Below are 14637 nucleotides of genomic sequence, written 5' to 3'. Positions count from 1 at the left end.
GTCCTGGGGACTGGCCGCGGGTCGGTTCAAGTGCTTGCGTCAACAGGCGCCGCGCGCCAGCGCGTGCAGCCGTTCAATACGGTCGGCGGTATGCGGGTGGGTGCGGAACAAATCGCCGACACCGCCGCCGGACAGCGGATTGATGATCATCATCTGCGCGGTCTCCGGGTGCGCCTCGGCGGCCGGCATCGCAATGCCCCGGGCATAATATTCAATTTTCTGCAAAGCGGAAGCCAAAGCCAGCGGGTCGCCGGAAATTTCCGCCCCGCCTCGGTCGGCCTCGAACTCGCGCGCGCGCGAGATCGCCATCTGGATCAGGCTGGCCGCCACCGGCGCGAGGAAGGCCACCGCCAGCCGCGGCAGCAGGCCGACCGGCTGGCCGTTCTCGTCGCGGCCGCCGAAGAACATCGCGAAGTTGGCCAGCGCGGAGATCGCGCCCGCCATCGTCGCCGAAATGGTGGAGATCAGGGTGTCGCGGTGCTTGACGTGGGCCAGCTCATGGGCCATCACGCCGCGCAGTTCGCGGTAGTCGAGCATGCGCATGATGCCGCTGGTGGCGGCCACCGCGGCGTTCTCAGGATTGCGGCCGGTGGCGAAGGCGTTGGGCTGGTCCTCATGGATCACGTAGACGCGCGGCATCGGCAGGCCGGCGCGCTGCGCCAGCTCCGCCACCATGCTGTAGAATTCGGGCGCGCTGTTGGCGTCCACTTCCTGCGCGTTGTACATCGACAGCACCATGCGGTCGGAATTCCACCAGGCGAACAGATTCATGCCGCCGCCGAACAACAGCGCCAGCAACATGCCGCCCTTGCCGCCCAACATGCCGCCGATCAGGACGAACAGGGCCATGATCGCGGCCATCAGCAGCGTGGTCTTCAGCCAGTTATCGTTCATGCTCTCCTCTCGCAACTGCGGGTTTGCCTATTTTTAGAGACTGCGCGCGATCTTTTTTCCAGACCCGCGGCCGACGGGGAACCGCCGCCACGAGAAAAAGACCGCGGACAGACTCTTAGTGCGTCAAACGCCCAGGCGGGTTCCCACCGGCAGGTTCTTGCCGGCGACGAAATCGCGCGCCGCCAGCCGCTTGCCGCCGGCGGCCTGCAGTACCGTCAGCCGCACCAGGCCCTGCCCGGCCCCCACCAGCACGCCGTCGACGTCGGCGGACACCACCGCGCCCGGCTCGGCGGAACCGGCCTCGGCGCTGGCCAGCCACAGCTTCAGCGGTTCGCCGTTCAGCGCGGTGAAGGCGCCCGGCGCCGGGTTGTAGGCGCGGATCGCGCGGGCGACATCCTCGGCCGGCAGCGTCCAGTCGACCTCGGCTTCGGCCTTGGACAGCTTTTGCGCGTAGGTGACGCCGTCTTCCGGCTGCTTTTGCGGCTGGATCGCGTCCAGGCGGCTCAGCGTCTCGACGATGGCCTGCGCGCCGCAGGCGGCCAGCTTGTCGTGCAGCGTGGCGGCGGTTTCGTCGGCGGCGATCGCCAGCGGGTGGATGCTCAGCATGTCGCCGGTGTCGAGGCCGACATCCATCTGCATGATGGTGATGCCGGTTTCCGCGTCGCCGGCCAGGATGGCGCGCTGGATCGGCGCCGCGCCGCGCCAGCGCGGCAGCAAGGACGCGTGGATGTTCAGGCAGCCTCGCGCCGGAATCTCCAGCACGTCCTGCGGCAGGATCAGGCCGTAGGCGGCCACCACCATCACCTCGGCGCCGACGTCGCGCATCATCTGCTGCGCTTCCAGGTTGCCGCGCAGCTTTTCCGGCTGCTCGACGCGCAGGCCATGCGCCAGCGCCACTTCCTTGACCGGACTCGGTTTCAGCTTCATGCCGCGGCCGGCCGGGCGGTCGGGCTGGGTCAGCACCAGCGCGATCTCGTGGCCGGCGCCTATCAGCGCGCGCAGCGCGGCGGCGGCGAATTCCGGCGTACCGGCAAAAATCAGTTTCATCTTGATCAGTTCCCCGACAACGACAGCGGCGCCGTCGCGCGGCGCCGCCTGCTCCTGGCCATCCGGCCGGAAATCACATGTTCTGCTTTTCGCGCTTTTTCAGCTTGGTCTTGATGCGGGTCTGCTTCATCTGCGACAGCCGCTCGACGAACACCACGCCGTTCAGGTGGTCGATCTCATGCTGGATGCAAATCGCCAGCAGGCCGTCGGCCTCCAGCTCGAACGGTTTGCCGTCGCGGTCCAGCGCCTTCACCTTGACGTGTTCGGCGCGGGTCACCTTGTCGTAGATGCCGGGCACCGACAGGCAGCCTTCTTCATAGACGGTCTCGCCGTCCTTGGAGACGATCTCCGGGTTGATGAACACCCGGCGCTCATCGCGCTCCTCCGAGATGTCCATCACCACCAGGCGGCGATGGTAATCGACCTGCGTGGCCGCCAGGCCGATGCCCTTGGCCTCGTACATGGTCTCGAACATATCGTCTATCTGCTGCTGCAACGCGGCGTCGAAAACCTCCACCGGCTTGGCCACCGTGTGCAGTCTTTCGTCCGGGTAATGCAAAATGTTCAACAGCGCCATTGCTATCCACTCACTCCAAGTTGTCGTATTGCCGCGCCCGCGTCGATAATAGAGCGGTTCGGCGCAGCTTCGTTCCTCTCCGGCGCCGCGCCTTGGCGCGCCGGCATCAAAATTGGGATTCCTCGCATGCGTAAACGCATTATATCGCTTGCCCTGCTGATGGGGCTGGCCTTTCCCGCCTTTTCAGACGATCTGACCGTCAAGCCCGACGCCCCCTCGCGCTACACCGTCACGCGCGGCGACACGCTGTGGAGCATCGCCGGCCATTACCTGCAAAGCCCTTGGCGCTGGCCGGAACTGTGGCGGATGAACCGCGACCAGGTTCGCAACCCGCACTGGATCTACCCGGGCAATGTGCTGGTACTCGACTATGTCAACGGCCGACCCAGGCTCAGCCTGGCTTCCGACATCCAGCGCGAGGTCAAGCTGTCGCCCCAGGCCAGGCCCGAGGAGCAGGACCGCGCGATCGCCAGCATTCCGGCCGAAGCGATCGAGCCCTTCCTCGCGCGGCCGCTGGTGGTCGATCCCGCCCAGTTCGCCACTGGGCCGAGGCTGGTGGCGGGGCCGGACGAGCGGCTCACCATCACCCAGAGCGACCGCGTCTACGCCAGCGGCGTGACCGAGAACGGCACCTGGCAGGCATACCGGCTGGGCAAGCAGCTGGTGGACCCCGACAGCAAGGAAGTGCTAGGGGTCGAAGCCGTATATGGTGGCGATCTGGCGGTAGACAAGCTGCGTCCCGACATCCAGACGCTGACCGTCCGCAGCGTGGCAGGCGAAGTGCTGGTCGGCGACCACCTGGTGCGCGCGCCCAAGGCCGCCTTCGTCAACTACGTTCCGCGCCGCCCGGAAGAAGACCTGCGCGGCAAGATCATCGCCGTCTACCAGGGTCTAGACGGCGCCGCCCAGTACTCGACGGTGGCGCTGAACCTGGGCGCGCGCAACCACATCGAGCCGGGCCTGGTGTTCGGCATCTACAAGAAGGGCAACCCCATCACCATCGCCGACGCCGCCGGCAAGAAGCGCGAAACCCAGCTGCCGACCGAGCAGGCCGGCTCGCTGTTCGTCTATCGCGTGTTCGACAAGGTGTCCTACGCGCTGGTGCTCGATAGCCTGGGCGCCCTTTACGTCGGCGACAGCGTCGCCACGCCGGAAGACTGATGACCACTGAACTGCAAGCCTGGCTGACGCTGGCGCTGACGCCCGGCATCGGGCCGGTCGGCTTTCTCAAGCTGATCGACGCGTTCGGCTCGGCCGAACACGCGGCGGCCGCCCGCGCCGCCCAAACCGAGAAGCTGGTGGGCCGCGAGGCGGCCGAGGCGCTGCAGGCCGGCGCGGCCGCGGAGCCGGCCCGGGCCGCGCTCGCCTGGGCCGAGGGCGACGGCTGCCACCTGATCACGCTGCAGGACGACGACTACCCGCCGCAGTTGGCGGAAGCCGCGTCGCCGCCGCCGCTGCTGTTCGCCCGCGGCCGGCGCGAACTGCTGGCGCGGCCGATGCTGGCCGTAGTCGGCAGCCGCGCCGCCACGCCGCAGGGCAAACGCAACGCCGAGGACTTCTCGTCCGCGCTGGCCGCGCACGGCTACACCATCGTCAGCGGCCTGGCCAGCGGCATCGACGCCGCCGCCCACCACGGCGCGCTGGCGCACCCCGCGTCCACCATCGCGGTGATCGGCACCGGCATCGACCGCGTCTATCCAGCGTCCAACCGCCAGCTGGCGCACCGCGTCGCGGCGGAAGGCCTGATCCTGTCCGAGTTCCCGCTGGGCATGGGGCCGCTGGCCGGCCACTTCCCGCGCCGCAACCGCATCATCGCCGGCCTCGCCCTCGGCTGCCTGGTGGTGGAGGCCGGCAACGCGTCCGGCTCGCTGATCAGCGCGCGGCTGGCGATGGAGAGCAACCGCGACGTGATGGCGATACCGGGCAGCATCCACAACGCCCAGGCCCGCGGCTGCCACCGGCTGATCAAGGACGGCGCGCGGCTGGTGGAAACCGTGGATGACGTGCTGGACGAGATCGGCCGGCTGCCCGCCGCGCCCGCCGCCGCTGAGCGGGAAACAGAGCCGGAAGCGCCGCCATTGCTGCTCAGCATGGGTTGGGAACCGGTGCTGGCGGACTCGCTGGCCGGGACGCTCGGGTTGACTCCCGGGGAGGTTTACGCGATGCTGCTCGAACTGGAACTGGCCGGCCGCGTGGCCAGCCTGCCGGGCGGCCGCTTCCAGCGGCTCGCACAACTCTGAGCGCCCAGCGTTCTTCATGAAAAATACCGATGTTTGACGTACTCACCTATCTATTCGAGCAATACAGCGATCCCGCCGCCTTCGGCGATCGCGGCGCCCTGACCCGCCAGCTGAACGCCGTCGGCTTCGACGACGACGACATCGGCGAAGCGCTGGACTGGCTGGACAGCGTCAGCGAAACCAGCGTCGAGCCCTATCTGGGCGCCGACGAGGGCAGCAGCCTGCGCGTCTACGCCGACAGCGAGCTGGAACACCTGCCGCCCGACGTGCGCGGCCTGATCCAGTTTCTGGAAGACAACGGCGCGCTCAGCCCCGCCCAGCGCGAAATGGTGATCGACCGCCTGCTGGAGCTGGACCCCGAGGATCTGGACGTCGATACCGCCAAGCTGCTGGTGCTGATGGTGTTGTGGGCGCAACAGGCGGAACTGCCCATCTTGCTGGGCGAGGCGCTGCTGGAAGCGGTGCATGGCGAACCAACCATGCAATAGCTTGTCAGCCTCGGTGTAGCGGGCTTAACATGCCGCCGACCGATCGTGACCCCATTTAGTATTCAAGAGCGCCCTTGCGCTCTTGTTTTGTTTGACGGATATAACAAGATGTGTCGGCCGGGCGCGTCCGGCCTCGAATTTTGCTGAAAAGATAATATGCCCTCCAGCCTCCTGATCGTTGAATCGCCATCGAAGGCGAAAACGCTGAAAAAATACCTGGGCCCGGACTTCGAGGTCCTGGCCTCCTACGGCCACGTGCGCGACCTGGTGCCGAAAAACGGCGCCGTCGATCCGGAAAAAGACTTCGCGATGAAGTACCAGCTGATCGCGCGCAACAGCAAGCACGTCGACGCCATCGTCAGCGCGGTGCGCGAAGCCGACCACGTCTATCTGGCGACTGACCCGGACCGCGAAGGCGAAGCCATTTCCTGGCACCTGGTACAGATCCTAAACAGCAAGAAGCTGCTGAAGGACAAGACCGCCCAGCGCGTGGTGTTCCACGAGATCACCAAGAACGCGGTGCTGGACGCGATCCAGAACCCGCGCGACATCGCGCAGGACCTGGTGGACGCGCAGCAGGCGCGCCGCGCGCTGGACTACCTGGTGGGCTTCAATCTGTCGCCGCTGTTGTGGAAGAAGATCCGCCGCGGCCTGTCCGCCGGCCGCGTGCAGAGCCCGGCGCTGCGGCTGATCTGCGAGCGCGAGAACGAGATCAAGGCCTTCGAGCAGCAGGAATACTGGTCGGTCCACCTCGACAGCCACAAGAGCCGCACCAAGTTCTCCGCCAAGCTGACCCAGCTCGCCGGCAAGAAGCTCGACCAGTTCGACATCCCGAACGAGGCCGAGCAGGCCGCCGTGCTGGCCCGGCTGCAGGGCCTGCCGGCCACGGTCGGCTCCATCGAGAAGAAAAAGAAATCGCGCAGCCCCGCCGCGCCGTTCACCACCTCGACGCTGCAGCAGGAGGCCGTGCGCAAGCTGGGCATGACCACCGACCGCGCGATGCGCACCGCACAGCAGCTGTACGAGGGCATGGACATCGGCCAGGGCACCGTCGGCCTGATCACCTACATGCGTACCGACTCGGTGGCGCTGGCCAACGAGGCGGTGGAGGAGATCCGCGGCTATATCGGCCTGAAGTGGGACGCCGACTTCCTGCCCAAGAACCCGGTGACCTACAAGAGCAAGGCCAAGAACGCCCAGGAAGCGCACGAGGCGATCCGCCCGACCTCCATCCTGCGCACCCCGGAAATGGTCAAGCCCTTCCTGACCACCGACCAGTTCAAGCTGTACGACATGATCTGGAAGCGGACGCTGGCCTGCCAGATGGCGCCGGCCAAGTTCGACACCACCAGCGTCGACATCCTGGTGGGCGAAGGCGTGTTCCGCGCCAGCGGCCAAGTGCAGACCTTCGCCGGCTTCCTCGCCGTGTACGAGGAAGACGTCGACGACGCCGAGGACGAAGACAACGCCAAGCTGCCGCAGCTGGCCGAAGGCGAAGAGCTGCCGGTGGACAAGCTGTACGGCGAGCAGCACTTCACCCAGCCGCCGCCGCGCTTCTCCGAGGCCAGCCTAGTGAAGGCGCTGGAAGAGTTCGGCATCGGCCGGCCGTCCACCTACGCCAGCATCATCTCGACGCTGAAGGACCGCGAATACGTGATCCTGGACAAGAAGCGCTTCCTGCCGACCGACACCGGCGACATCGTCAACAAGTTCCTGACCGAGCACTTCGCCCAGTACGTCGACTACAACTTCACCGCCAAGCTGGAAGACCAACTGGACGAGATCGCCAACGGCGGCCGCCAGTGGGTGCCGGTGATGGACACCTTCTGGAAGGGCTTCAAGAAGCAGATCGACGAGAAGGAAAGCATCTCGCGCGCCGAGGTCACCACCGAGAGCCTGGACGAGGACTGCCCGAAATGCGGCAAGCCGCTGTCGATCAAGTTCGGCAAGCGCGGCCGCTTCATCGCCTGCACCGGCTACCCGGAATGCGACTACACGCGCAACATGGGCGAGACAGCTGAGCAAGCGGCCGAGGAAGCCGAAGCGCCGACGGTGATCGAAGGCCGCTCCTGCCCGGACTGCGGCGGCGAGCTGCACATCAAGAAAGGCCGCTACGGCAAGTTCATCGGCTGCGCCAACTATCCGAAGTGCAAGCACATCGAGCCTTTGGAGAAGCCGCGCGAAACCGGCGTCACCTGCCCGGAATGCAAGACCGGCCAGCTGATCGAGCGCAAGAGCCGCTACGGCAAGCTGTTCTACAGCTGCAACACCTATCCGAAGTGCAAATACGCGACCTGGAATCCGCCGATCGCCGAGCCGTGCCCGAAGTGCAACTGGCCGATCCTGACGATCAAGACCACCAAGCGCCGCGGCACCGAGAAGGTGTGCCCGCAGAAGGAATGCGGCTACGCCGAGCAGATCGCGCCACCGGAAGGCAAGGAAGCGGCGCCCGCCGAAGAGGCGTAAGCCCGGCGCTCCCGAACCGATCAACAAACAGCCCTGCCGGCGTTGCCGACAGGGCTGTTTTCGTCTCCGGTCAATCGACCGGGCTGGTCAACTCGGCCGGCTTGGCCTGCAGGCTCACTCCCCAGCGCCCAACAGAGTGAAGTTCCCCAAGGGCATATGCACGCTTTGCAATGCCGGCACCGCATGGACTGCGCCGAGCAAAGTCACGGCTTTCAGGTAATGAGGATGCGAATGAGGCACGCACCAAAGCATGCTGATATCCACTGCGGCATCGCTCGGCAGCAGCTTGCCATCCGGCCCCTCCAGATGCAGCTTGAGATGGCCAGCATAATGCGGCGGTACAATCGTGGAGACATGCAGCTCCTGGAAATTGTTCACCACATTCACCAGACCGCTATCAAAGGCCGCCGCCGGATCTTCCGAATACATCCGCAACTTGGATCCAGGCGGCACGCGACGGCATTTCAAGACAAAACTGAATTGCTCAGGCGTTGCGTCCTGATTGTGAAATACCAGAGACTCGTCTTCGCTCTTGAGCTGCGGATCAACATTCCTCCACGCCATTGCGCCGTTATACTGAATCCACTGCGCGGAATTCCAGTTTCCCGTCGTATAAGTCAGCGGATTATTTTTGCTGAAAAATGGATAAGACACCGTAGAGACTATGCAGACATGCTGAGGGGTTCTCAAATCGAGAATAAAGCCTTCCGACGCCCCTTTATCTCCCATATTCAAAAGAGCAAGTCCGCCACGTTCATTTAAAACTTCGCCCTGCTGCTTCCCGCCATCCACAGTACGGCATTGCACCCAAGAGGAAGGCGGCTGATTAAATCCACCATCAGCATAAAACATTTGCACTTTTGCATGGCTTATCTTGCCATTGAATGCCCTATTTTGACAGCGGGTATAAATATAATTCTTGCCAACTTTAGGAATCTTATAAAACTCGGATTCCCATTGACTAATCAATTGCTGAGACGTCAATGGAACATCTTGATTGCAAACAATGTCCAAGGAGTCAGTATAAACCGCTTCAGGTAGAGTGCCTGTATCATATTTGTTTTTCCTGCATAAAATTCCTCTCCACTGCCTCATGGCATTCCTGGCATAGTTCAAGGATGTTTCATAACGAATACCCAAGGCCTCGGTCAGATGATTAGCCATCACTTCAGGATGCTGGCCATCATCCTGCCAGTAGGAATCGATATATACCCCAGCAAACACATTCGCCATATCCTGAGCCGTAAGACTGGCAGACATCTGATCGTATATCTGCTCCATCGCCAAGACATCGCTGATTGGAATTGGAGGATTATCATGCAATCGGCACTTGATAACGGCCTGCCACAGTTGATCCACATTTTGGATCTCATTCAAGCCAATTGCTGATTCTTTCAAAAAATCATTCATGACATAGACTCCCAAATAATTAAAAGCCAGGAATTAGGAGAAGTCTATTTCACGCACAAGCACCTTCTCCTATTTTGTGTGCCCCCCATAATATTGGTTTTGGCCCACTGCACGCCCACCATTCACACATTCAAATCGGCATGTCAAAACGTATGAATAGCAGCTGAATGAAATATCGGCATTCATCAGGAGAAGGTTGAGGGATTTTGAAACAAATAAGCCTGACAAAAAGATCAGTCAAAATAATGATGAAACCTGCTCTTTATAACAGGACTTTGCTGAGAATTTTCAGGATATTGGGTTTTAAAAATAGCGAACCACAATATGGAGTGCCACCTTTGGAACAGCCAGGATTCTACGGATTGACAAATGTTAATGCGGAAGAAGGATGTCAGCCTTGCAGGTGCTGGCCACTGCAGCCTGATGTTGTCGACGGCCGCCGGATGCGGCGCATCCAAGTGCCATGGCGTCCATGACAGAGGGAGCCCCCCTGCTCAGAAGAAGCCGGCCACAGCCGCCGCTGATGCAGGTAGGCATCCCCCCCAGGCAAGTACCACCGTTGCAGGCGGCAAGCCGGCAGCATGGGTAAATTATTGATTATATAGAAAACAACTATCCATCCAGCGCTATAATCGCGGTCTATGGTGCGCCTCCCTCAATCCAATCTGTCGCGGCGCCGCGGATCGCTGCCGCGACACGCCGCCAGCGCAGACCGTGGAGGCCGCCGAATCTGGATCAATGGATAGAAACCATGAAAGTCAGCACTCACCGGCGCCGCCATCCTCACCCTGCTTGGCTTCGCGGGCCACGCCTACCTGATCCTGCCAGTTGCCTTTCCGATCGCCATCGTAGGCCTGTCCGCCGCCGACCGCGAGCAGATCGCCGACATGACGCCGAGCGATGCTGGTGCCGGCGTCCGAACGCCCGTTGCTGCCGCTGGACGCCTTCCGCGGCCAGGATCTGATGTTCTACCAAGCCGGCAGCCCGGTGTACCGCACCCTGGTCGCGCGCGACTCGCGCTGGCAGCTGCTGGGCGAACAGGGCGAGGTGGCTGAGGAGCCCGCTGGCATCCAAGCCTATCCAGACTATCTGTACCGCCAGCAGCCCTGAGAGCTTGTTTCAAGTCCGGACCGGCAGACTGCCTGCCTCCGCTTCGCGGATCTCGCGCGCCAGGAAGTAATTGAGCGCGGTGCGCAGCACGGCGATGGCGCCGAGCTTGCCGATCTGGTCCCAGCTGGGCGCCACCGCGGTGGACAGGATGTCGGCCGCCAGCTGCAGCTCCAGCGCCAGGGCGAGGAAACGCGCGAAGGTCAGCCGCAGCCGGTTGTAGTCGCTAGGCAGCCCGGCCAGGGTCTGCCGCAGCCAGCGGCCCGCCACCAGCAGCACGCCGGCGGCGATCGCCAGCGCGCCGCAGGCCTCCACCGCCAGCTTCAGCCACAACGCCAGGTTCTGCACCAGCTCTTCGACGCCGGCCTGTTGCGGGGAAATCCACATATCGCACTCCTGTTTCCGGACAAGACAAAGGCCCCGCCGCGGCGGGGCCTTGTTGTCAGAACCGGACGACCGCGTTCGGTTCCCTCAGCCGAACAGCACGATGCCCCAGACCGTGGCCAGATTGATCAGGCCCAGCAGCTGGGCGGCGCTGCCCATGTCCTTGGCCCGCTTGGCCAACGGATGGCGCTCCAGCGAGGTGTGGTCGACCGCCGCCTCGATCGCGGAATTGAGCAGCTCGATGATCAGCGTGGCCAAGCTGCTGGCCACCAGCAGCGCGCGGGCCAGCGGCGTGGTGTGGACGATGAAGGCGGCCGGGATCAGGATCAGCGCCAGAATGGTCAACTGGCGGAACGCGTCCTCATGGCGGAACGCCGCCTTCAGACCGTCCAGCGAATAGCCTAAGGCATTGACCAGCCGGGTGATGCCGGTCTTGCCCTTGAACGGACTCTCCTGCGGTTTTCCCATCATCGCTCCACAATCCGGCGGCGCCGGCTTTCAAAAGACCGGCATGGTAGCGCGGATGCGCCGCGCGGCAAAGCGCTCAGTGCTGGCAGCGCCGCTCCAGCGCGTCGAGGTACTGGCCGGCGACGTTGATGCCGGCCTGGTCCATGATCTCGCGGAAGCAGGTCGGGCTGGTGACGTTGACCTCGGTCAGGTAGTTGCCGATCACGTCGAGGCCGGCCAGCAGGATGCCGCGCTTCTTCAGCTCCGGCCCCACCGCCTCGGCGATCTCGCGGTCGCGCGCGCTCAAGGGCCGGGCCTCGCCGCGGCCGCCGGCCGCCAGGTTGCCGCGGGTTTCGCCGGCCGCGGGAATGCGCGCCAGGCAGTGGTCGACCGGCACGCCGTCTATCACCAGGATGCGCTTGTCGCCGTCGCGGATCTCCGGGATGTAGCGCTGCGCCATCACCGTGCGCTTGCCGCGCCAGGTGATGGTTTCGATGATCACCGACAGATTGGGATCGTCCGGCTTGACCCGGAAGATGCTGTCGCCGCCCATGCTGTCCAGCGGCTTCAGGATCACGTCCTGGTGCTGGTTGACGAAGGCGCGCAGGCGATGGGCCTCGCCGGTGATCAGCGTCGGCGAGATCAGCTCCGGGAAGTGCAGGATGGCCAGCTTCTCGTTGAAGTCCCGCAGCGCCTGGCCGCTGGTGAACACCTTGACCCCCTGCTCCTCGGCCAGCGAGAACAGCTGGGACGCGTACAGGTATTCCATGTCGAACGGCGGGTCCTTGCGCATCACCACCGCGCTGAAGGCGGTCAGCGGCTGGCGCAGCTTCTGGCCCAGCTTGTACCAGTTCTGGCGATCCTCTGTGATGGCCAGGTCGCAGGCGTCCACCTGCAGGCGGCCGCCCTCCACCGACAGCTGGCGCGCCTCGGCGAAGCTGAGCGCGTGGCCGCGGCGGTGCGCCTCCTCCATCATCGCGAAGGTGGTGTCCTTGTAAATCTTGAAATGTTCCAGCGGGTCGGCAATGAACAGGATGCGCATGTCTATGCTCCAGCGGGGGTTATTCGGCGTCCGGATCGGTGGCTTCCAGCTCCAGCGAGGCCGCCAGCAGCGCCAGCCGCGAGATCACGCCGTAGGCGTAGAAGCGGTTGGGCGCGCAGTCGGGCAGGCCCTTGCGGTCCGGCAGGCAGGCCGTCTCGAACGACAGCGGCACGAAATGCATGCCCGGCGCGTTCAGGTTTTCGTCGATGCCGCGGCCGGTGTGCACGCGGTAGAAGCCGCCGATCACGTAGCGGTCCATCATGTAGACCACCGGCTCGGCCACCGCCTCGTTGACGGTCTCGAAGGTGTACACGCCCTCCTGGACGATCACCTCGGACACTTCCAGGCCTTCCTTGACCACCGACATCTTGTTTCGCGCCTTGCGGTTGAGGCCGATCACCTCGTCCGGACTCTTCACGCTCATCACGCCCATGCCGTAGGTGCCGGCGTCGGCCTTGACGATGACGAAGGGGTCGTTGTCGATGCCGTATTCGCGGTATTTGCGGCGGATCTTGTCCAGCATCTGCGACACGGTCTCGGCCAGTTGCTCCTCGCCGGCGCGGGCGTGGAAGTCCAGGCCGCCACAGCTGGCGAAATAGGGGTTGATGGTCCACGGGTCGATCGAGATCAGCCGGGCGAACTCGTCGCTGACCCGGTTGTAGGCCTCGAAGTGGTGGGTCTTGCGGCGCACCGCCCAGCCGGCATGCAGCGGCGGCAGCAGCGTCTGCTCCAGGTTCTTCAGCTGGTCGGGGATGCCGCCGGACAGGTCATTGTTGAGCAGCACCACGCAGGGGTTGAAACCGTCGGCCAGCACCAGGCGGTTGCCGCGGCGCTCCAGCGGCTCCAGGGTGAGCTTGTCGCCGTTGGCGGCGACCAGCTCGGTCGGCTCGGTGATCTCGGGATTCAGCGAGCCCAGGCGCACCTTCAGCCCGGCCTGCTCGAAGATGTGCACCAGCGTGGCGACGTTCTGCAGATAGAAGGTGTTGCGGGTGTGGTTTTCCGGAATCAGCAGGATGCTGCGCGCTTCCGGGCATACCTTGTCCACCGCGCTCTGCGCAGCTTGCACCGCCAGCGGCAGGAATTCCGGATTCAGATTGTTGTGGCCGCCGGGAAACAGGTTCATGTCCACCGGCGCCAGCTTGAAGCCGCTGTTGCGCAGGTCCACCGAGCCGTAGAACGGCGTGGCGTGGGCATGCCACTGGCTGCGGAACCAGTGCTCGATCTGCGGCTGGGCGGCCAGGATGCGGCTTTCCAGCTCGTAAAGCGGACCGGTGAGAGCGGTGGCCAGGTGCGGAACAGGTGGCATGATATCCCCTTGGAACGGACGTTGAATTCGCTAATGGTGGGGGTGGCGACAGTCATATTCAAGTGCCGGCGCTCAATGCGGCCCGCCAGGCAGGCGAAAATCCGGCAGCCGCGGCCCCAGCCGCAGAGCGGCGGCAGACAGTCCCGCGCCGGAGGAATCTCCTCGCCCTTCGCCAGGACTCTCATCATAGCCCGCCGGACAAACAAAAAGGCGCCGCGAAACGCGGCGCCCTCCAAGGCATGACGGCCAGGCCGGATTACAGCGGCCATTCCTCGCCATAGGCTTCGAAGTAGATGTCCTTCAAAGAGTCCCAGTCGAAGAAGTGATTCTGGCAGCCCGGCGTGGTGACCTTGATCGCGCCGATCACATTGGCCAGGCGGCCGGTGATCTTCCAATCCACCCCGCGGCTGATGCCCCACAGCAGGCCGGCGCGGAAGGCGTCGCCGCAGCCCATCGGATCCACCGGCTTGATGGGCATCTGCACGCGCGGGATCAGGTGCACGGTGTCGTCGACGTAGATCTCGGCGCCCTTGGAGCCGCGGGTGACGATCAGCGCCTTCACCTTCTTGCGCAGGTCGTCGACGGTCAGGCCGGCGCGCTCGCGCATCAGCTCGCTCTCGTAGTCGTTGATCGCCACGTAGCTGGCCAGCTCGACGATCTCGTGGATCTCGTCGCGCGACAGCAGCGGCAGCTCCTGGCCCGGATCGAAGATGAACGGGATGCCCGCCGCCGCCAGTTCCCGCGAGTGCTGGATGAAGGCGGTGTAGCCCCCGGGCGACAGAATGGCCAGCTCGATCGGGTCCTTGATGTCGGACACGTGGTTCTCGGTGGCGAAATCCATCGCGCCCGGATGGAAAGCCATCAGCTGGTTGCCGTCCTTGTCGGCAATGCCGAAACATTGCGGGGTATACTGCTTGCGGATCAGGCGGATGAAGCGGTCGTCCACGCCCACCCGCTTCAGGTGCTGGCGATATGGCTCGAAGTCTTCGCCCACCACGCCCATCACGATCGGCGTCTCGCCCAGCAGGCACAAGCTGTAGGCGATGTTGCCGGCCATGCCGCCGAATTCGCGGCGCATCGTCGGAGCGAGGAAGGTGGTCGAAATCTTGTGCAGCTGATCCGGCAGGATCTGGCTGTCGAATCGGCCATGGAACGAGAACAGGGTATCGTATGCGAGCGCCCCGCAGACGAGGATAGACATGCCCACTCCGCAAAGTAATCAATCGAAC

At 64.0% G+C, this 14637-nt stretch carries 14 protein-coding genes; 5 read left to right on the top strand and 9 right to left on the bottom strand.

What is annotated here, in order from left to right:
• Window positions 1-39: 39 nt before the first annotated feature.
• The 3 genes from htpX to def all read right to left on the bottom strand — a co-directional run bounded on the left by htpX (window position 40) and on the right by def (window position 2518).
• Window positions 40-894, bottom strand: coding sequence for a zinc metalloprotease HtpX (gene htpX / locus BKX93_RS16065; protein ID WP_070980589.1), 855 nt, complete (start codon window positions 892-894; stop codon window positions 40-42).
• A gap of 123 nt (window positions 895-1017) precedes the next feature.
• Window positions 1018-1941 (bottom strand): methionyl-tRNA formyltransferase, encoded by a 924-nt coding sequence (fmt, locus tag BKX93_RS16060; RefSeq protein WP_070980587.1) that lies wholly within the window; start codon window positions 1939-1941, stop codon window positions 1018-1020.
• Between the two features lie 73 nt (window positions 1942-2014).
• Complete coding sequence (def, locus tag BKX93_RS16055) at window positions 2015-2518, bottom strand: peptide deformylase (protein WP_046167211.1); 504 nt, start codon at window positions 2516-2518, stop codon at window positions 2015-2017.
• A gap of 126 nt (window positions 2519-2644) precedes the next feature.
• Between def and BKX93_RS16050 the strand changes: the two genes are divergently transcribed.
• The 4 genes from BKX93_RS16050 to topA all read left to right on the top strand — a co-directional run bounded on the left by BKX93_RS16050 (window position 2645) and on the right by topA (window position 7712).
• A complete protein-coding gene (locus BKX93_RS16050) occupies window positions 2645-3679 on the top strand; it encodes a LysM peptidoglycan-binding domain-containing protein (protein ID WP_070980585.1) in 1035 nt (344 codons plus the stop codon).
• Window positions 3676-4758 (top strand): DNA-processing protein DprA, encoded by a 1083-nt coding sequence (gene dprA / locus BKX93_RS16045; RefSeq protein ID WP_459542283.1) that lies wholly within the window; start codon window positions 3676-3678, stop codon window positions 4756-4758. The genes BKX93_RS16050 and dprA overlap by 4 nt, the downstream gene beginning before the upstream one ends.
• Before the next feature lie 29 nt (window positions 4759-4787).
• The gene (locus tag BKX93_RS16040) at window positions 4788-5246 is read left to right on the top strand and encodes a Smg family protein (protein WP_046157930.1); all 459 of its coding nucleotides are present in this window, start codon (window positions 4788-4790) and stop codon (window positions 5244-5246) included.
• Between the two features lie 156 nt (window positions 5247-5402).
• Window positions 5403-7712 carry a type I DNA topoisomerase gene (gene topA, locus BKX93_RS16035; protein WP_046157929.1) on the top strand — a complete coding sequence of 770 codons (2310 nt, stop codon included), beginning with the start codon at window positions 5403-5405 and terminating at the stop codon, window positions 7710-7712.
• Window positions 7713-7826: 114 nt separating this feature from the next.
• Here the strand turns inward: topA and BKX93_RS24805 are convergent, their stop codons facing one another.
• On the bottom strand, window positions 7827-9122 hold the full coding sequence (locus BKX93_RS24805) for a hypothetical protein (protein ID WP_144410292.1): 1296 nt from the start codon (window positions 9120-9122) through the stop codon (window positions 7827-7829).
• Between the two features lie 900 nt (window positions 9123-10022).
• Between BKX93_RS24805 and BKX93_RS25780 the strand changes: the two genes are divergently transcribed.
• The gene (locus tag BKX93_RS25780; RefSeq protein WP_235429438.1) at window positions 10023-10232 is read left to right on the top strand and encodes a hypothetical protein; all 210 of its coding nucleotides are present in this window, start codon (window positions 10023-10025) and stop codon (window positions 10230-10232) included.
• 9 nt (window positions 10233-10241) lie between these two features.
• Here BKX93_RS25780 and BKX93_RS16015 read toward each other — a convergent pair whose 3' ends face one another.
• The 5 genes from BKX93_RS16015 to BKX93_RS15995 all read right to left on the bottom strand — a co-directional run bounded on the left by BKX93_RS16015 (window position 10242) and on the right by BKX93_RS15995 (window position 14609).
• Window positions 10242-10616, bottom strand: coding sequence for a DUF1622 domain-containing protein (locus tag BKX93_RS16015; protein WP_046167215.1), 375 nt, complete (start codon window positions 10614-10616; stop codon window positions 10242-10244).
• An 84-nt stretch (window positions 10617-10700) separates the two neighbouring features.
• Entirely contained in the window at window positions 10701-11081 is a 381-nt protein-coding gene (locus tag BKX93_RS16010) for a diacylglycerol kinase (protein WP_046157936.1), read from the bottom strand.
• Between the two features lie 76 nt (window positions 11082-11157).
• The gene (gene gshB / locus BKX93_RS16005; RefSeq protein WP_070980582.1) at window positions 11158-12102 is read right to left on the bottom strand and encodes a glutathione synthase; all 945 of its coding nucleotides are present in this window, start codon (window positions 12100-12102) and stop codon (window positions 11158-11160) included.
• A gap of 19 nt (window positions 12103-12121) precedes the next feature.
• Window positions 12122-13408: a glutamate--cysteine ligase gene (gene gshA / locus BKX93_RS16000; protein ID WP_046157924.1), complete on the bottom strand. Its 1287-nt coding sequence runs from the start codon at window positions 13406-13408 to the stop codon at window positions 12122-12124.
• A 256-nt stretch (window positions 13409-13664) separates the two neighbouring features.
• Complete coding sequence (locus BKX93_RS15995; RefSeq protein ID WP_046157922.1) at window positions 13665-14609, bottom strand: carbohydrate kinase family protein; 945 nt, start codon at window positions 14607-14609, stop codon at window positions 13665-13667.
• Window positions 14610-14637 lie beyond the last annotated feature (28 nt).

This window comes from Chromobacterium vaccinii (assembly GCF_001855275.1).
In the GTDB taxonomy this organism is placed as follows: domain Bacteria; phylum Pseudomonadota; class Gammaproteobacteria; order Burkholderiales; family Chromobacteriaceae; genus Chromobacterium; species Chromobacterium vaccinii.
The sequence above is the reverse complement of the archived record's forward strand: the minus strand, read 5'-3'. Positions and strand labels throughout refer to the sequence as shown.